A 15649-nucleotide genomic window follows, 5' to 3' on the forward strand; every position below is an offset into this window, starting at 1 on the left:
CATGGAGCTCTATACCTACTACCGCTCGACCTCGTCTTACCGGGTGCGCATCGCGTTGGCGTTGAAGGGGCTGGATTACCAGGCACTGCCGGTCAACCTGATCGCACCGCCGGGTGGCGAACATCGCCAGCCAGCGTATCTGGGCATCAACCCGCAAGGCCGGGTGCCGGCCTTGCGTACCGATGAAGGCGAGTTGCTTATTCAGTCTCCGGCGATCATCGAGTACCTGGAGGAACGTTATCCACAGGTGCCGCTGCTGTCCAAAGACCTCGCCGCCCGCGCGCATGAACGGGGTGTGGCAGCGGTGATTGGTTGCGATGTGCATCCGCTGCACAACGTCAGCGTGCTCAACCGGCTGCGGCAGTCGGGGCACGATGAAACGCAGGTGGTCGAGTGGATTGGACACTGGATCGGCCAGGGCCTGGCGACGGTCGAGCAGTTGATTGGCGATGAGGGTTATTGCTTTGGTCCGACACCTGGCCTGGCGGATGTTTACCTGATCCCGCAGTTGTACGCGGCTGAGCGCTTTAGCATTTCCCTTGAGGCGTATCCGCGGATTCGTCGGGTGGCGGCACTTGCAGTGTCTCACCCGGCCTTCATCAAGGCTCACCCGGCGAACCAGCCAGACACCCCTTGAGTCATAAACAAGCGCAAAAGATCGCAGCCTTCGGCAGCTCCTGCCGGGTGTACACCCTCTCAATGTAGGCGCTGCCGAAGATCTGCGATCTTTTGCGTTTAATGGACGACCGAGTTGGGCGGCAGGTGGCCTAATCGCTCGGTCAGGCGAATCCGCTGAATCGGGTCGTCGCTGAGCAGCAGTGCATGCTCCAGATCGAAACGCTCGGCGTTCGGGCAGTCCAGCCGTTGATACAGGCTGGCCCGGGCCAGGTAATCGGAGGCGCTCGCGTTGCCCAGCTCCAGCACACGCTCGGCGTCGATCAACGCACCAATGTAATCATCGTGAGAAAGGTGCAACTGACGCAGGTTGCGCGACAGTCGCTGCAGCATCTGCACGGGCTCGGCGGTGAGTAAATGCTCGGCGTTGAGTTTCATGTTCGGGCCGTACTGGCGTTGCAACAGTTCACGGCAATCGTTGGGGTACAACCGGCGTCCACCGCAAGGGTCGAGCAAATGATCGGCTCCCGGAACCCGCAGCAGAAAATGCCCGGGAAAGTTGACCCCGACCATGGGGATTTCCAGGCCTCTGGCCAGTTCCAGCGCAATCAGCCCCAGTGCCAGCGGTTGCCCCCGCCGGCGTTCCAGCACTTTGTCGAGTAAGGCTGCTTGCGGGCGCAAGGGGGTAAAGTCGTCCTGGGCGAAGCCCAGGTCATTGAGGCGTCGCAGCAGCGGTTGGGCCAGTTCGCTCACGGGCAGCATCGGCAGACCGTAACTGACGCGTTGTTGCAGGTCCTTGAAATGGGCCAGGACCGCCGCTGGATTCACTTCCTTGTCATGCTCGACAGACATCCACAGCGCTGCCTCGAACAGCGCGGGCGGTGATCGTTGCAGACAATCGAAGAAGTGTTGGCGAGGCGTCATCAAAATCTCCGGGGAATGCCTCGTTTTAGCCTCGTCTGCGGCGTTCGTCCAGTGGCACGCCGGGTTATGTCCGAAAGCGCTGAGTCGCGGCAATCCTTATTCCGGTGCGCTTCTGCAATTTTTGGGCGCGAGCCTATACTGGCGACTACAAGAAGTGATTCGGGAGCCCCTACGATGTTCGCTCTCATGCAAAGCACTCGCCTTGAATCGCTGCATCTGAGCGTCGACCCGGTCACCGGGTTGAAGGCGGTCATTGCCATTCATAACAGCCGTCTGGGGCCTGCCCTGGGAGGCTGTCGTTACCTTGCCTATCCCGATGACGAGTCCGCGGTCGAGGATGCCATTCGCCTCGCCCAAGGCATGAGTTACAAAGCGGCGCTCGCCGGTCTGGCGCAGGGCGGTGGCGTGGCGGTGATTGTGCGACCGGTCCATGTGGAAAACCGCGCGGCCCTGTTCGAAGCGTTCGGCCGCTGCATCAATCAACTCGACGGCCGCTACATCACGGCCATCGACAGCGGCACTTCGGTGGCGGACATGGATTGCATCGCCCAACAGACCCAACATGTCACCAGCACCACCTCGGCGGGCGACCCGGCGCCTCACGCGGCGATGGGCGTGTTCACCGGCATTCGTGCCACCGCCATGGCTCGCCTGGGCAGCGATAACCTAGAAGGCCTGCGCGTGGCCATTCAAGGCCTGGGCAATGTCGGTTTCGCCCTGGCCGAACAACTGCATGCCGCCGGAGCCGAACTGCTGGTCAGCGACATCGATCACGGCAAGGTGCAACTGGCCATGGAGCAACTTGGTGCTCATCCGATCGCCAACGACGCGCTGCTCAGCACGCCTTGCGATATTCTCGCGCCGTGCGGCCTCGGCGGCGTACTCAACAGCAATACCGTCACGCAATTGCGATGCTCGGCCGTGGCCGGTTCGGCGAATAACCAGCTGACTCATCTGGACGTTGCGGATCAACTGGAACGGCGGGGCATTCTTTACGCACCGGATTATGTGATCAATGCCGGCGGGCTGATCTACGTCTCGCTCAAACACCGCGGCGAAGAGCTGACGACCATTACCGCCCACTTGTCTAAAATCAGCTCGAGGCTGACCGAAGTCTTTGCCCATGCCCAGGCGGAGAAACGTTCCCCGGCGCGGGTGGCGGACGAGTTGGCGGAGAAAGTGTTGTACCAATGAAGGCTCACAGCGTCCTTCATGCCGCTGGCAAATTCTAGAGTCCTGACTACGCTGCAAGCGGGATGGCGCAACGCCACCCGCCCGGTTGATGAAGGCCTGCCTGCGTCTGGGGCAATCATGACTGGCGCAATGCTTTTTCGTGATTTCAAGGAGCGAATCATGTCTTCCAGTTCATCTCTCACCTGCAATTTCACGATCAACTCCAGTCTCGATATTGGCGTGTCGTTTGTCAGTGACGATAACGGCGCCAATTACGGCGGGCAGATCACTATTTTCACCCCTGGCACCGCAGGTCCGGTGAGCACCGGTTTATGGGACAGCGACGGCAACGTCTTCTTCACCCTCTACCAGTCTGAAAACCCGGCCATCAACTGCGTGATCAACTCGGGTTCGACGCCCGGTTCCTGGGACCCCTATATCGAGGTTGCCCAGCAAAACGGCCTGACCTGCACCATCACCGGCCCAGTGCCACAACCCGGTGAAAACACATTTGGCTATACCCTCGACGTAGTGCCGAGCGCCGGCGTTGGTCAGGGCGCCGTGACGGCTCAGGCAGCCGGATCGCCGACGCCTCAACACGTAGCGCGAATGTTGCTTCCTGCGGGCGGCAAAGAGGCATGGACGCTGATCATGCAGGGCAATGCTGCGGTGCCCGATGACATCAGCGTTGGCTCACCGGTTGTCATGGCGTGGGCGCGGTTTGACGACGGGACACAGGTGGCAGGCGGGGTCTACAAGTCCGACACCCCGACGGATTACAACGTCAAGTTCATGTGGGTGCTGGACGCCGACGGGAATCAGTATCCCGGTTGGCCCATCGATGTCAGCGATCACGAGGACTTCCTCAACAATGGCTATCTGTTTTCACTGACGCCCGACAGTGATGAGGTCTACCTGCTGAACGTCGTTGAACGGCCATGGGTGAAATCATGACGACTACTTACACGTTCTCCGTCAGTCTGTTCGACGCGAGCGCCAACCCGAAGGGGTTGCAGGTTTGGCAGAGCGGCACGTTGACGTTCGACACCGATTCGATGACGGGCGCATTGGCGCTACCGGGTTTTTACAAAGATCCGATCCCATACGAGGGAAGCGCCGTATCACCGTCAACGTCGGCAGGCACGACCATCGAGGCCTCGGGTAAAAGTACCGAGGCACAGATCACCTTCACCGTGACCTATAACTTTGATGGTTTTCTTTTCAACGGCAGCTATGTCGGCGGTTTGATCAGCATGCTCGACTACGGCGCACAAGAGACTTACCTCTACGTCATCCAGGGGCTTTCTTCGCAGGGGCCATCGGGGGCTTCATTCCGCGGAGGTTCGACAGCGGCGGACAAGAGAACCCCGCGAACGGCCTGATCCCCGGTTTTTCGCAGGCATGAAAAAGGCCCTGAGTCATTCGACTCAGGGCCTATTCAATTCGGGTGTCGCTTACTTGGGTGTCTTGGCTGCTTTAGCTGGCTTGGCAGGCTCAGCGGCTTCGACTGCTTCAACAACGGGTTCCGCTATTTCAGCCGGCGCACTCAGCAGTTCGGACAACGCATCCGGCTGGCTCTTGAATGCCTTGGCGAACACATCGCGGTTCTTCGCCATGTAGATCCCGGCTTCTTCCACTTGCTGCTCGGTCAGGGACGGAACGGCTTTTTGCAACACTTCAGCCAGCAATTCGGCCAGTTCGAGCATTTTGTCATGACGGTCAGCTTCGGCTTTATCCATGAACAAGCGCTCCAGATCTCGGCTGCTGCGGTATACCACTTCGACGGCCATTCACCACCTCACATGCCTTCACGATAGTTGTCTGTTTCGACCACTGTATTTATATACAGCGAAAAGGATAAGCGAATCCCTGCGCTTTGGGTAGTGGCTTTTTAATGTAGACCGAATTCAGGGTTTGTCAGGTGGGCCGTGGCGCTCCAATCGCGAGGGCTAGCCCCCACAGGGTGCGACCAAACGCCACGGAGCGCGTTTTAGAGCACCTCGCCATCATGTCGCAGGCGCCTCTGGCCTTTTTTCTGCATGCAGAACAACCGTCACGTCCAACCCGCATCATCCGCTCGAACCGAGCTAAGGAAGAATCATCGTGAAAATCAACTGGGCCGAGAACCTGCGGCAAAACGTGCACCAACTGGCCGAGTCCCTGGGCAATCTGTTCGTCGAGACTTTCCACTACCTGGCGCTGTTCGCCATAGGTGCAGTGACCGCGTGGGCAGCGGTGATGGAATTTCTGGGGATGATCGAAGAGGGGCACATCAAGATCGACGATATCTTGCTGCTGTTCATCTACCTCGAACTGGGCGCGATGGTCGGGATTTACTTCAAGACCAACCACATGCCGGTGCGCTTCCTGATTTACGTGGCGATCACTGCGCTGACGCGGCTGCTGATCTCCAACGTCTCGCACCACAACCCGCCTGACCTGGGCATCATTTACCTGTGCGGCGGGATTCTGCTACTGGCGTTTGCGATTCTGGTGGTGCGTTACGCCTCGTCGCAATTCCCTTCGGTGAAGATCGAACACCCGCAACGCAAGATCGGTGCGGGTTCCGGTGAGCATCCCGAAGTGGAAAAGGGCGAGATTTAAAGGCGCATGGCGGGCCGCGGCTGGCCTTTGGCTGGCGGCGGCAGCTTGTGGTTGTCGCCGTCGGTCATGGCTTCGAGGATGGTCATGGCGCACTGGCCCTGTTCGATGGCAATGCCGAACTGGATGCTTTGCACCAAACGTTTGAGGCGCTTGGGGTCATTGCGTTGTTCGGCGCTGATCATCCGTTTGGCCACGATACGGCCACTGTTGGAGAGGGTCAGCATGATGCTGCCGTCCAGACCCTGAATGCTCAGGTTGATCTGGTAATCCGGTGCAAAGGCATCGGTAATGAGCTGAAAGGGGTTGTCCATGATGCGTCACCGCCTGATTGAACGTGCAGTTGTTGACCGGCCATGGTCGGGTTGGTTCGCAATACCGGACCATCGGCAGGCGCTCGCTGAGGTTCTCAAAAAATCCTTTTTGCCTCGTCAGGGGTGTAGCAAGGGGCATGCCGGAAAGGTTGTCGGACAATGATCGCGGGATAAAAGAGGCGGGCTCTATGGCCCGCCTTCTTTTTGCCTGCCCGTTTCAGGGCATGAATGAGTCGATGATCGCTGACAGTGCAATCAGACCGATCAGCACTCCACCCAGCTGACAGCCAGGCCGCCTCGTGAAGTCTCTTTGTATTTGTCGTGCATGTCGGCGCCGGTGTCGCGCATGGTGCGGATCACCCGGTCCAGGGAAATGAAGTGTTTGCCGTCGCCGCGCAGGGCCATTTGCGTGGCGTTGATCGCCTTCACGGCAGCGATGGCATTGCGCTCGATGCACGGCACCTGCACCAGGCCGCCGACCGGGTCGCACGTCAGGCCGAGGTTATGTTCCAGGCCGATTTCGGCGGCGTTTTCCAGTTGCTCCGGGGTAGCACCGAGTACGTCCGCCAAACCGGCGGCGGCCATGGCGCAGGCCGAGCCGACTTCGCCTTGGCAGCCAACTTCGGCACCGGAGATGGAAGCGTTTTTCTTGCAGAGAATTCCTACGGCTGCAGCGCCCAAAAAGAACGCCACGACATCATCGTCCGACGCGTCCGGGTTGAACTTCATGTAGTAGTGCAGGACGGCGGGAATGATCCCGGCCGCGCCATTGGTTGGCGCGGTGACCATCCGTCCGCCGGCGGCGTTTTCTTCGTTCACGGCAAGGGCGAACAGGTTCACCCATTCCATCGCCGACAGCGTCGAAGTGATGACATTCGGCTTTCCGATTTCCAACAGGCTGCGGTGCAATTTCGCCGCCCGACGCGGAACATTCAGACCGCCGGGCAGGATCCCTTCGTGGCGCAAGCCCTGCTCGACGCACTCGCGCATCACCGACCAGATATGCAGCAAGCCCTGACGGATGTCGGCTTCGCTGCGCCAGGCCAGTTCATTGGCCATCATCAACTCGGAAACCCTGAGTCCATGCTGATTGCACAGCTTGAGCAATTCGGCAGCGCTGGAGAAATCGTACGGCAGCACTACGTCGCTGGTCGGAACGATGCCGGATTCGGCTTCGGCCGCTTCGATGATGAAACCACCGCCGATCGAGTAGTACGTTTGCTCCGACAGCTCACCGGTTTCGCCGAAGGCTGTCAGAGACATGGCGTTGGGGTGGTAGGGCAGGCTCTCATCAAGCAGCAGCAAATCGCGGTGCCAGTCGAAGGCAATGGTGGTTTGGCCGGCCAGATTCAGTTCGCCGGTCTCCAGCAATGTGTTGATGCGGCTGTCGATGCAGGTCGGATCGATGCTGTCCGGCCATTCGCCCATCAGGCCCATGACGCAGGCCCGGTCGGTAGCGTGACCGACTCCGGTTGCGGACAGGGAGCCGTACAGACGGATTTCCACCCGACGGACGGCATTGAGCAGATTCTGCTCGATCAGTGCCTGGGCGAAGGTCGCGGCGGCGCGCATCGGGCCGACGGTGTGGGAACTGGACGGACCGATGCCGACTTTGAAAAGATCAAAAACACTGATAGCCATGCTAAAGCCTATACAAGCAATGGAAGAGAAATCGCCGCCATTTTTGTAGGACAAGCGCAATGTCAGCGATACTGCGCGTCTCGGTCCTACGTGACTAACGAAACTTCCTAAGACAGCCTTTAGCAGGACTAAACAATGAGTCGCCAATTGCACGCCCAGACTTACGTCTGGCTGCACGTGTTTGCCTGTGCCGCGCGGCACTTGTCGTTCACCCGTTGTGCCGAAGAACTGCACATCACACCGGGTGCGGTCAGTCAGCAAATCCGCCAACTGGAAGAACGGCTAGGGTTCCGACTGTTTCACCGGCGTGCGCGGGGGGTGGAGTTGAGCGCGCATGGCCAGCGACTGGCCATTACCGTCAACGAGGCTTACGGCAGCATCGACGCCGAATTGCGACGACTGGACGCCGGAATGATCAGCGGGATTTTGCGGGTGCGCTCGATTCCCTCGTTCCTGAGCAAATGGCTGACCCCGCGTCTACCGCGCTTGCAGCAGCGGTTTCCAGACATTCAATTGCGCCTGGTGGCGGAGGACAGCAGCGTGCCGTTGCACGAGGGCGACTTCGACCTGGCGATCGATCTGAACGATGGCAGTTACCCCGGCCTGATGTCCACGGCTTTGCTCGACGAGCAGATCTTCCCGGTCTGCGCGCCGAGTCTGTTGCGCGGGCGGCCGCCGTTGCATGGCCCGGCAGACCTGTCGCACTTTCCGCTGTTGCACGACATCACGGCCTGGCGCGGCAGTTATGAGTACGCGGAATGGGAGTTTTATCTCAACGCCATCGGTTACGAAGGCGCGGATGTGCGGCGCGGGCACACCTTCAATCGCAACCACCTGACCATCGAGGCGGCGATTGCCGGTATGGGCGTGGCGATTGCGCGGCGCACCTTGCTGAATGATGAGCTGGAACGCGGAGCGTTGATTGTGCCGTTTGGTCTGGCGGTGCCGAATCACAAGCGTTACATGCTGCTGTATGCGCCGGGGGCGCTGAGCCATCCGGGCGTGCGTGCAGTGCATGACTGGCTGGTGGAGGAGGCGGGCGTTTTTCGAAGCCTGCACCCGCTGGCAGAGCGGCAGATGTGAGTATTTGTGACAAAGAAGTGAAGCGACCCAACTCCCGACCTTAACAGCGCTTTTGCTCCTTGTCCGGCTTTTTTTGCGAATGAAAATTTATCTTTTTTCAGGGGTTGAAATGTTCGGCGCACAGACCGATTGTGTAGGTAAGAGGTCACGGTGATGACGCCCAAGGGCCAGCCGAAGGGCCTCTCGCGAGCTAGCTGAAATAAGGGATGAACTATGCAAATCCAAGTCAACAGCGATAACCATATTCAAAGCAGCATCCGACTGGAGGAGTGGGTACGTACTACCATTGAGAGCACGCTCGAACGTTATGAAGAGGACCTGACACGCGTCGAGGTCCACCTGCGGGACGAGAACGGCGACAAGCCCGGTCCCCACGACATGCGCTGCCAGCTGGAAGCGCGGCCAAAAGGCCACCAACCGATTTCTGTTACCCACAAAGCCGCAAACCTGGAACTGGCGATCGACGGTGCGGCTGAAAAACTCGAACACGCGCTGGAACACCTGTTCGGCAAACTGCGGGGCAAACCACGTGCCGCTATAGTGCCGTTCGAAAGGCCCACTGCCGATGCGCTGCTGGAAGACGAGTTTCTCGAGAACGAACAGGCTGCACAAAACGGCTGACGCCTGAATCACTATTTGTCTTTCCACCTCTGAAAACGGGCCTGCTGATGCAGGCCCGTTCTTGTTTCAGGGGTTGGCTAATTCTCAGGTTGATCAATACCTGTGGCGAGGGGATTTATCCCCGTTCGGCTGCGAAGCAGTCGTAAATGGATATCAGGCACCCCGTGATTGCAGATTTTGGGGCCGCTTCGCAGCCCAACGGGGATAAATCCCCTCGCCACAGTGATGTTTGCCTCCAGGCATCGTTGGATCAAACGCAGGAAAAACCGGATCTTTTTTGCGTATGAGAATATTTATCATTAATATTGCGACCTTGTTGGCCCCCTGACTTTCTCGCGGCCTCACCCGTTTCAAGGTCGAAACATGAAAGCACTCCCCGTTTCCTATCGATTGGCCGTCACGTCGCGAGTGCTCGCTGCCGTGGTGGGCGGCTATATCGTTGCGGCGCTCGCCAGTGTCAGCCTGAGTCTGTGGGTGCCAATGGCCCGCGCCGACGCCGTGGTGACCGGGATGATGACCTCGTTTCTGGCCTACCTGTGCGCGGTGATCTGGTGCTTTGCCTGTCAGAGCGCGTGGCGAGCCTGGTTCGGGGTGATCGTGGCGAGCCTGATGCTGGCCGCGGTGTCAGGGCTGGCTTACTGGGTGGGCCATTCATGAAAGAGGGCTTTCGTCAGGCGATGGCCTGGCTGCATACCTGGGCCGGGTTGATCTTCGGCTGGTTGCTGTTCGCGATTTTCCTGACCGGCACACTGGCCTACTTCAAGGACGAGATCAGCCACTGGATGCAACCGGAAATTCCTGCCCGTTCGGTGACCTCCGAAGCCAGTCTGACCCTGGCGCAGAACTACCTTCAGCAACACGCCGCCGGTGCCTCGCGCTGGCTCATCGACCTGCCCGATGCCCGCGAGCCCGGCCTGTCAGTACGCTGGCAGCAGACCCCGGCCAAGCGTGGCGAACGTGGTCAGTTCACGGAAAAACTTCTCGACCCGCAAACCGGCGCCGAAGTGCAGGGCCGCGAAACCATGGGCGGCGAGTTTTTCTACCGTTTCCACTTTCAACTGCAAATGCCCTATCCGTGGGGCCGCTGGTTGTCGACCATCGCGGCCATGGCGATGTTCGTCGCGCTGATCAGCGGGATCATCACCCACAAGAAAATCTTCAAGGACTTCTTCACCTTCCGTCCGCGCAAGGGCCAGCGCTCCTGGCTCGACGGGCACAACGCGGTGGGTGTGCTGGTGCTGCCGTTTCACCTGATGATCACCTACAGCAGCCTGGTGATTTTCATGTCGATGGTGATGCCGGCCAGCATTCTGGCTTCGTACAACGGTGATGTGCGGGCGTTTTTCGATGAGGTGTTCCCGGCATCTGCTACCCCGGAGCTGGCGGGCAAACCGGCTGAACTGGCGCCGCTGGCACCGCTGCTGGAAAAGGCTCGGGAGCAGTGGTCGGGCGGGCGGGTCGGGCGGCTCACCGTGAACAATCCAGGCGATGCGAACGCTTCGGTGGTGCTCGTGCGTGACGGTGCCGATCGCGTGGTCCATGACTTTGGCCGCGCGGCGACCTTCAACGGCGTGACCGGACAATTGCTCGGCACCACGCCGGAGCAATCGCTGCCGAGGGCGATTGCCGGCAGTTTCTACGGTTTGCATATGGGCCGTTTTGCCGACCCGGTGCTGCGCTGGCTGTACTTTATCTGCGGGTTGGCCGGCACGGCGATGATCGGCACCGGGCTGGTGGTCTGGCTCGGCAAGCGTCAGCTCAAGCATGCGAAAAGCGGCGTGATGCCCTTCGAGTTGCGGCTGGTGGAGGTGCTGAACATCGCCAGCATGTCCGGGCTGATGGTCGCCGTGGCCGCGTTCTTCTGGGCCAATCGCGGATTGCCGGTGGACATGGCCGGGCGGGCGGATTGGGAAGTGAACAGCTTCTTTATCGTCTGGGGCCTGAGCGTGTTGCATGCCATGGTCCGTCGTGGCCGTGCGGCGTGGGTCGAGCAGTTGGCGCTGGCGGCGCTGCTGTTTGGCGCGGTGCCGCTGCTGAACGCCCTGACCACGCCCTATCACTTGGGCGTCACGCTGGTGCAGGGCGATTGGGCGATGGCCGGTTTCGACCTGACGTGCCTGGGCAGCGGTGTGTTTTTCGCCTGGGCTGCGTGGAAAATGCAGCGTTCGGCACAGGCTGCAGTCGTCACCCGACAGCGTGCGCAACCGATCACCCTTGAGCGTGAGGCGAACTGAATGTTGCTGGCCCTGTTGCTCTGTTACGGTAGTTTCACCGCGCTGTGTTTATCGATGGACCGGCATCATGCCGAGCTGTTGGGCCGCAAGCCGTCGGCCCGTCGCCGCCAACTGATGAAACTTGGTGGCTGGCTGTTACTGGCCTTGTCGCTGTGGGCGGCGGTGGCTTCGACCGGTTGGGGGCTTGGGTTGGTGGAGTGGTTTGCGGTGCTGATGCTCAGTGCATTGCTGCTGGTGCTGTTGATGCCCTATCGACCGCGTCTGGCGTTGTCACTGGCCGGTCTGAGTCTGCTCGTCAGCCCTGTTGCCGCGTTTGCGCAGTATTGACCTGATGATCACCCGTCCTCCTGATTTCCACGACGAAGAGCCTCGCGGCGCGCGCGCGCATTTCCTGCAGGTGTTCTTGTCCCAGCGTTCGCAAATGGAAGCGCTGGTGAACCGTCGTGTCGGGTGCCGGGCAACGGCAGCGGACCTGGTGCAGGACTTGTTTTTGCGCTTCTGGCGCCGGCCGCTGGTGCAGGTCGAAGAGCTCAGCACGTACCTGTTGCGCTGCGCCGGCAACATCGCCATCGACCACTTGCGCAGCGAGGGCGCGCGGGTTCGGGTCAATGAAGGCTGGCAACCGGATCAACCCGACAGCCATGGCAGTGAACCCCAGGCCGCACTGGAGGCCGGCAATGATTTGCGCCACGTCGAAGCCGCGTTGCGGGCGTTGCCCGAGCGCACGCGGCAGATTTTTCTGCTCAATCGCATCCACGGCCGTAAATACGCGGAGATCGCCAAGGCCATGGGGTTGTCCCAAAGTGCCGTGGAAAAACATATGATGCGCGCCCTCGAAGCCTGCAAGGCCAGCCTGCGGGATCCCGAACCGCGCACGCCAGGGAAAGCACCGTGAACCAGCTTGACCGCGTCACCCCGACGCTCGCTCAGGAGCAGGCCGCTTTCGCCTGGCTGAGTCTGTTGCATGACCAGCCGAGCAGTGGCGACCAGGCCACGTTCAGCCATTGGTTGCAGGCCGATCCCGCGCATGCCGAGGCCTACGCCCGGGCGCAAGTGGTGTGGGAGTTGAGCGAAGGCCCGGCGCGCACGCTGGCCAACGAAGACGCATTCGCCTTGCAGCGCTACCTCAACAGCATGAGTCAATCGCGTCGCAGCGGTGTTCGGCGTTGGTCCGGTGCGCTGGCGATGGCGGCGTGCCTGTTGTTGATGCTCAGCCTCGGTTCAGGCTGGCAGCCGCTGCGCTGGGTCGATGATCTTGGCGCTGATTATGTGTCGGCACCGGGGGAAATTCGCACCGTCACGTTGGCGGATCAATCGCAAGTCACCCTGGATGCCGACAGTGCCATCGCCGTGGATTTCACTCGGGGCGAGCGCCGCGTCCAGTTGCGGCGCGGCGCTGGTTTCTTCAGCGTCACGCATACGGGCGAACCGTTTGTGGTTGCTGCGGAAAAGGGGCAGGCGCGGGTGCTGGGGACGCAGTTTGAAGTGCGTTTGCAACCTCACGGTGCACAAGTGACGGTGTTGTCCGGCCGGGTCGGCGTGACAGCGGACAATCACACCGAACAGCAGATTCTGACCGCCGGCCAGCAAGTGGCGTATGGCGAAGGCTCGGCGGACAAACTGCGAGCCGTGGACAGCGAAGCGCAGTTGGCGTGGCGCCAGGGCTGGCTCAATTACTACAAGGCGCCACTGGCTGATGTGGTGGAGGATCTGCGACGTTACTACCCGGGGCGGATTGTGCTGCTCAATGATGAACTGGCGGCGCGGCGCATCAGTGGCAGTTTTCCAGGCAAGAACCCGCAGGCGGTGTTGAGTTCGTTGCAGGGGGTGATGGGATTTGAGCAGCACTCTGTGGGGCCGTTGATTATTTTGCGGTGAAGCAAAGTCAAAAGATCTTTTCAAATATTTTCAAAATCAGGGTGAGGTAAACCCGGGCGCCATCCGTGTAGTGACTGAAACTGCGAGTCATTCGCATCCGTACGGTTCTACACAGGTCATGAGCAATGAAGTCCAGGGCAAAATCGGGTTCGGTCAAACAGTGGTTGGGTGCCTCAGCACTGAGCATTTCGGCATTGGCGTTGTTGCCATTGAGCGTGGCATTGGCCGCTGAGGCCGGCACGGCGCAGCAGCGTTCGCAGTTCAATTTTGCGATGGATGCCAAACCGCTACCCCAGGCCTTGAGCGACTTCAGCCGGATTACCGGCATCAGCGTGGTCTATACCGACGAAGCACCGTACGGCGTTACCGCGCCAGCGGTCAGCGGGCAGATGAGCGCCGAACAAGCGATCCAGCGTTTGCTCAGCGGTTCGGGATTGACCTTCCGTCGCACCGATACTCACACCCTGGCGCTGGAACCGCAGCCCACCGAAGGCGCGTTGAACCTGGGCGCGACCACCATCACCTCGGTGATGGATCAAACCATGAGTTACCAGCCGCCGCCCACCAGTTCGGTGATGCGCTCGTCGGCCTTGCTCCAGGAAATCCCCCAGACCGTCAACGTGATCCCGGCACAGGTCATTCGTGATCAGGCGCCGCGCAACCTCGACGACGCGCTGGCCAACGTCAGCGGCATCACCCAGGGCAACACGCTGGGCAGCACCCAGGATTCGGTGATGACCCGTGGCTTCGGCGATAACCGCAACGGCTCGATCATGCGCGACGGCATGCCGGTGATTCAGGGGCGTGGCCTCAACGCCACAGTCGATCGGGTCGAAGTGCTGAAGGGCCCGGCCTCGTTGCTCTACGGCATTCAGGACCCGGGCGGTGTGGTCAACATGGTCAGCAAGAAACCTGAGCTCGAGCAGTACAACGCGTTGACCCTGCGCGGCTCGACTTACGGCGACGGCAAAAACGGCAGCGGTGGTGGCCTCGACAGCACCGGCGCACTCGGTGAGTCCGGGCTGGCGTACCGCATGGTGCTGGACCACGAAGACGAAGATTACTGGCGCAACTTCGGCACCCACCGCGAAACCCTGGTGGCGCCATCGCTGGCCTGGTTCGGCGAAAGCACCAAGCTGTTGTTCGCCTACGAACACCGTGAATTCCTGACCCCGTTCGACCGCGGAACGCTGATCGACCCGCGCGACAACCATCCGCTGGACATCTCCCGCAATCGACGCCTCGACGAGCCGTTCAACAATATGGAAGGGCGCTCGGACCTGTATCACTTCGAGGCTGACCACGAGCTCAACGACAACTGGAAAGCGCACTTCGGCTACAGCTGGAACCGTGAAACCTACGACGCCAGCCAGGTGCGCGTCACGGCCATCAACACCGCCAAAGGCACGCTGACCCGCAGCATGGACGGCACGCAAAACGCGATCAGCACCGACCGCTTCACCACCGCCAGCCTCGAAGGCAAGGTCAATGTGCTGGGCATGCAGCACGACCTGGTGTTCGGCGTCGATGACGAGTACCGCAAGATCTACCGCGAAGACCTGATCCGCCAGAAAAGCCTGACCACCTTCAGCTACCTCAACCCGGTCTATGGCCGTGAAGTCGCCGGCACCACCGTCAGCCCGGCCGACAGCGCGCAGACCGATAGACTGCGCAGCGATTCGCTGTTCCTGCAGGACTCGATCCACCTCACCGACCAGTGGATTCTGGTGGCTGGCGGCCGTTTCCAGGAGTACGACCAGTACGCCGGCAAAGGCGTGCCGTTCAAGGCCAACACCGACAGCAATGGTCAGAAATGGGTGCCACGTGCGGGACTGGTGTATCGCTACACCGACGCGTTGTCGTTCTATGGCAGCTACACCGAATCGTTCAAACCCAACTCGACCATCGCCCCGTTGAGCGGCAGCAGCACCGTACTCGACGGCAGCGTTGCGCCGGAAGAAGCCAAGTCCTGGGAAGTCGGCGCCAAGCTGGACATTCCGGGGCGTGTGACGGGTAACGTCGCGTTGTTCGACATCAAGAAGCGCAACGTGCTGGTGGCCAATTCCGAAGGACCGGTGACGATCTACAGCGCCGCCGGCGAAGTGCGTTCCCGTGGGCTGGAAGTGGATTTGACCGGCCAGCTCAGTGACCGCTGGAGCATGATCGGCAGCTATGCCTACACCGATGCCGAAGTCACTGAAGACCCGGATTACAAAGGTAAAAAACTGCAAAACGTCGCCAGGAACACCGGCTCGCTGTCGGCGGTCTACGACTTCGGCACCATTGTCGGTGGCGATCAGTTGCGGGTCGGCGCGGGCGCGCGGTATGTCGGTGAGCGGGCGGGCAACGCAGTGAATGATTTCGACCTGCCGAGCTATACCGTGGCCGATGCCTTCGCCACCTACGACACCAAGGTCGAGGGGCAGAAGGTGAAGTTTCAGCTCAACGTGAAAAACCTGTTTGATCGCACTTACTACACGTCGGCGGCGAGCCGGTTCTTTGTGTCGATGGGGGATGCGCGGCAGATTTCGCTATCCAGCACTTTGGAATTCTGACCGGATACCG

16 protein-coding genes and 1 pseudogene are annotated in these 15649 nt (G+C 60.4%); 13 read left to right on the top strand and 4 right to left on the bottom strand.

Annotation, left to right across the window (positions count from 1 at the left end):
• Position 1 precedes the first annotated feature (1 nt).
• The gene (gene maiA / locus ACM1ZW_RS13630; RefSeq protein ID WP_414879391.1) at positions 2-637 is read left to right on the top strand and encodes a maleylacetoacetate isomerase; all 636 of its coding nucleotides are present in this window, start codon (positions 2-4) and stop codon (positions 635-637) included.
• A gap of 98 nt (positions 638-735) precedes the next feature.
• Here maiA and ACM1ZW_RS13635 read toward each other — a convergent pair whose 3' ends face one another.
• Positions 736-1539 (bottom strand): SirB1 family protein, encoded by an 804-nt coding sequence (locus ACM1ZW_RS13635; protein WP_017336592.1) that lies wholly within the window; start codon positions 1537-1539, stop codon positions 736-738.
• A gap of 174 nt (positions 1540-1713) precedes the next feature.
• On the opposite strand from ACM1ZW_RS13635, the gene ACM1ZW_RS13640 reads away from it, so the two are divergent.
• The 3 genes from ACM1ZW_RS13640 to ACM1ZW_RS13650 all read left to right on the top strand — a co-directional run bounded on the left by ACM1ZW_RS13640 (position 1714) and on the right by ACM1ZW_RS13650 (position 4094).
• The gene (locus tag ACM1ZW_RS13640; protein ID WP_017336593.1) at positions 1714-2733 is read left to right on the top strand and encodes a Glu/Leu/Phe/Val dehydrogenase family protein; all 1020 of its coding nucleotides are present in this window, start codon (positions 1714-1716) and stop codon (positions 2731-2733) included.
• A gap of 159 nt (positions 2734-2892) precedes the next feature.
• Positions 2893-3666: a hypothetical protein gene (locus tag ACM1ZW_RS13645; protein WP_416740694.1), complete on the top strand. Its 774-nt coding sequence runs from the start codon at positions 2893-2895 to the stop codon at positions 3664-3666.
• Positions 3651-4094 carry a hypothetical protein gene (locus ACM1ZW_RS13650; protein WP_416740695.1) on the top strand — a complete coding sequence of 148 codons (444 nt, stop codon included), beginning with the start codon at positions 3651-3653 and terminating at the stop codon, positions 4092-4094. Before ACM1ZW_RS13645 ends, ACM1ZW_RS13650 begins: the two co-directional genes overlap by 16 nt.
• Positions 4095-4247: 153 nt before the next feature.
• Here ACM1ZW_RS13650 and ACM1ZW_RS13655 read toward each other — a convergent pair.
• Positions 4248-4502: pseudogene (locus ACM1ZW_RS13655) on the bottom strand (YebG family protein); the annotation flags it as partial.
• A gap of 313 nt (positions 4503-4815) precedes the next feature.
• On the opposite strand from ACM1ZW_RS13655, the gene ACM1ZW_RS13660 reads away from it, so the two are divergent.
• Complete coding sequence (locus ACM1ZW_RS13660; protein WP_017336597.1) at positions 4816-5316, top strand: phosphate-starvation-inducible protein PsiE; 501 nt, start codon at positions 4816-4818, stop codon at positions 5314-5316.
• Here ACM1ZW_RS13660 and ACM1ZW_RS13665 read toward each other — a convergent pair.
• Together ACM1ZW_RS13665 and ACM1ZW_RS13670 are read right to left on the bottom strand one after the other, a co-directional pair.
• Positions 5313-5627: a DUF3509 domain-containing protein gene (locus ACM1ZW_RS13665; protein WP_017336598.1), complete on the bottom strand. Its 315-nt coding sequence runs from the start codon at positions 5625-5627 to the stop codon at positions 5313-5315. The genes ACM1ZW_RS13660 and ACM1ZW_RS13665 overlap by 4 nt on opposite strands.
• A 264-nt stretch (positions 5628-5891) precedes the next feature.
• A complete protein-coding gene (locus tag ACM1ZW_RS13670) occupies positions 5892-7268 on the bottom strand; it encodes an L-serine ammonia-lyase (protein ID WP_416740696.1) in 1377 nt (458 codons plus the stop codon).
• A gap of 135 nt (positions 7269-7403) precedes the next feature.
• Here ACM1ZW_RS13670 and ACM1ZW_RS13675 point away from each other — a divergent pair, with 135 nt between their 5' ends.
• From ACM1ZW_RS13675 to ACM1ZW_RS13710, 8 genes are all read left to right on the top strand, one after another.
• Positions 7404-8351, top strand: coding sequence for a LysR substrate-binding domain-containing protein (locus ACM1ZW_RS13675; RefSeq protein ID WP_416740697.1), 948 nt, complete (start codon positions 7404-7406; stop codon positions 8349-8351).
• A 213-nt stretch (positions 8352-8564) separates the two neighbouring features.
• Positions 8565-8972, top strand: coding sequence for an HPF/RaiA family ribosome-associated protein (locus ACM1ZW_RS13680; protein ID WP_017336601.1), 408 nt, complete (start codon positions 8565-8567; stop codon positions 8970-8972).
• A gap of 363 nt (positions 8973-9335) precedes the next feature.
• Positions 9336-9629, top strand: a complete 294-nt coding sequence (locus ACM1ZW_RS13685; protein WP_414879395.1) for a DUF3649 domain-containing protein — start codon at positions 9336-9338, stop codon at positions 9627-9629.
• Complete coding sequence (locus ACM1ZW_RS13690; protein WP_414879396.1) at positions 9626-11206, top strand: PepSY-associated TM helix domain-containing protein; 1581 nt, start codon at positions 9626-9628, stop codon at positions 11204-11206. The genes ACM1ZW_RS13685 and ACM1ZW_RS13690 overlap by 4 nt, the downstream gene beginning before the upstream one ends.
• Positions 11207-11533 (top strand): DUF3325 domain-containing protein, encoded by a 327-nt coding sequence (locus ACM1ZW_RS13695; protein WP_416740698.1) that lies wholly within the window; start codon positions 11207-11209, stop codon positions 11531-11533.
• Positions 11534-11537: 4 nt separating this feature from the next.
• A complete protein-coding gene (locus ACM1ZW_RS13700) occupies positions 11538-12101 on the top strand; it encodes an RNA polymerase sigma factor (RefSeq protein WP_416740699.1) in 564 nt (187 codons plus the stop codon).
• Positions 12098-13084 (top strand): FecR family protein, encoded by a 987-nt coding sequence (locus ACM1ZW_RS13705; protein WP_416740700.1) that lies wholly within the window; start codon positions 12098-12100, stop codon positions 13082-13084. Before ACM1ZW_RS13700 ends, ACM1ZW_RS13705 begins: the two co-directional genes overlap by 4 nt.
• Before the next feature lie 125 nt (positions 13085-13209).
• On the top strand, positions 13210-15639 hold the full coding sequence (locus tag ACM1ZW_RS13710; protein WP_416740701.1) for a TonB-dependent siderophore receptor: 2430 nt from the start codon (positions 13210-13212) through the stop codon (positions 15637-15639).
• Positions 15640-15649: the final 10 nt, after the last annotated feature.

It is taken from the genome of Pseudomonas sp. NFX71 (assembly GCF_048079215.1).
Classification (GTDB): Bacteria; Pseudomonadota; Gammaproteobacteria; order Pseudomonadales; family Pseudomonadaceae; genus Aquipseudomonas; species Aquipseudomonas fluorescens_B.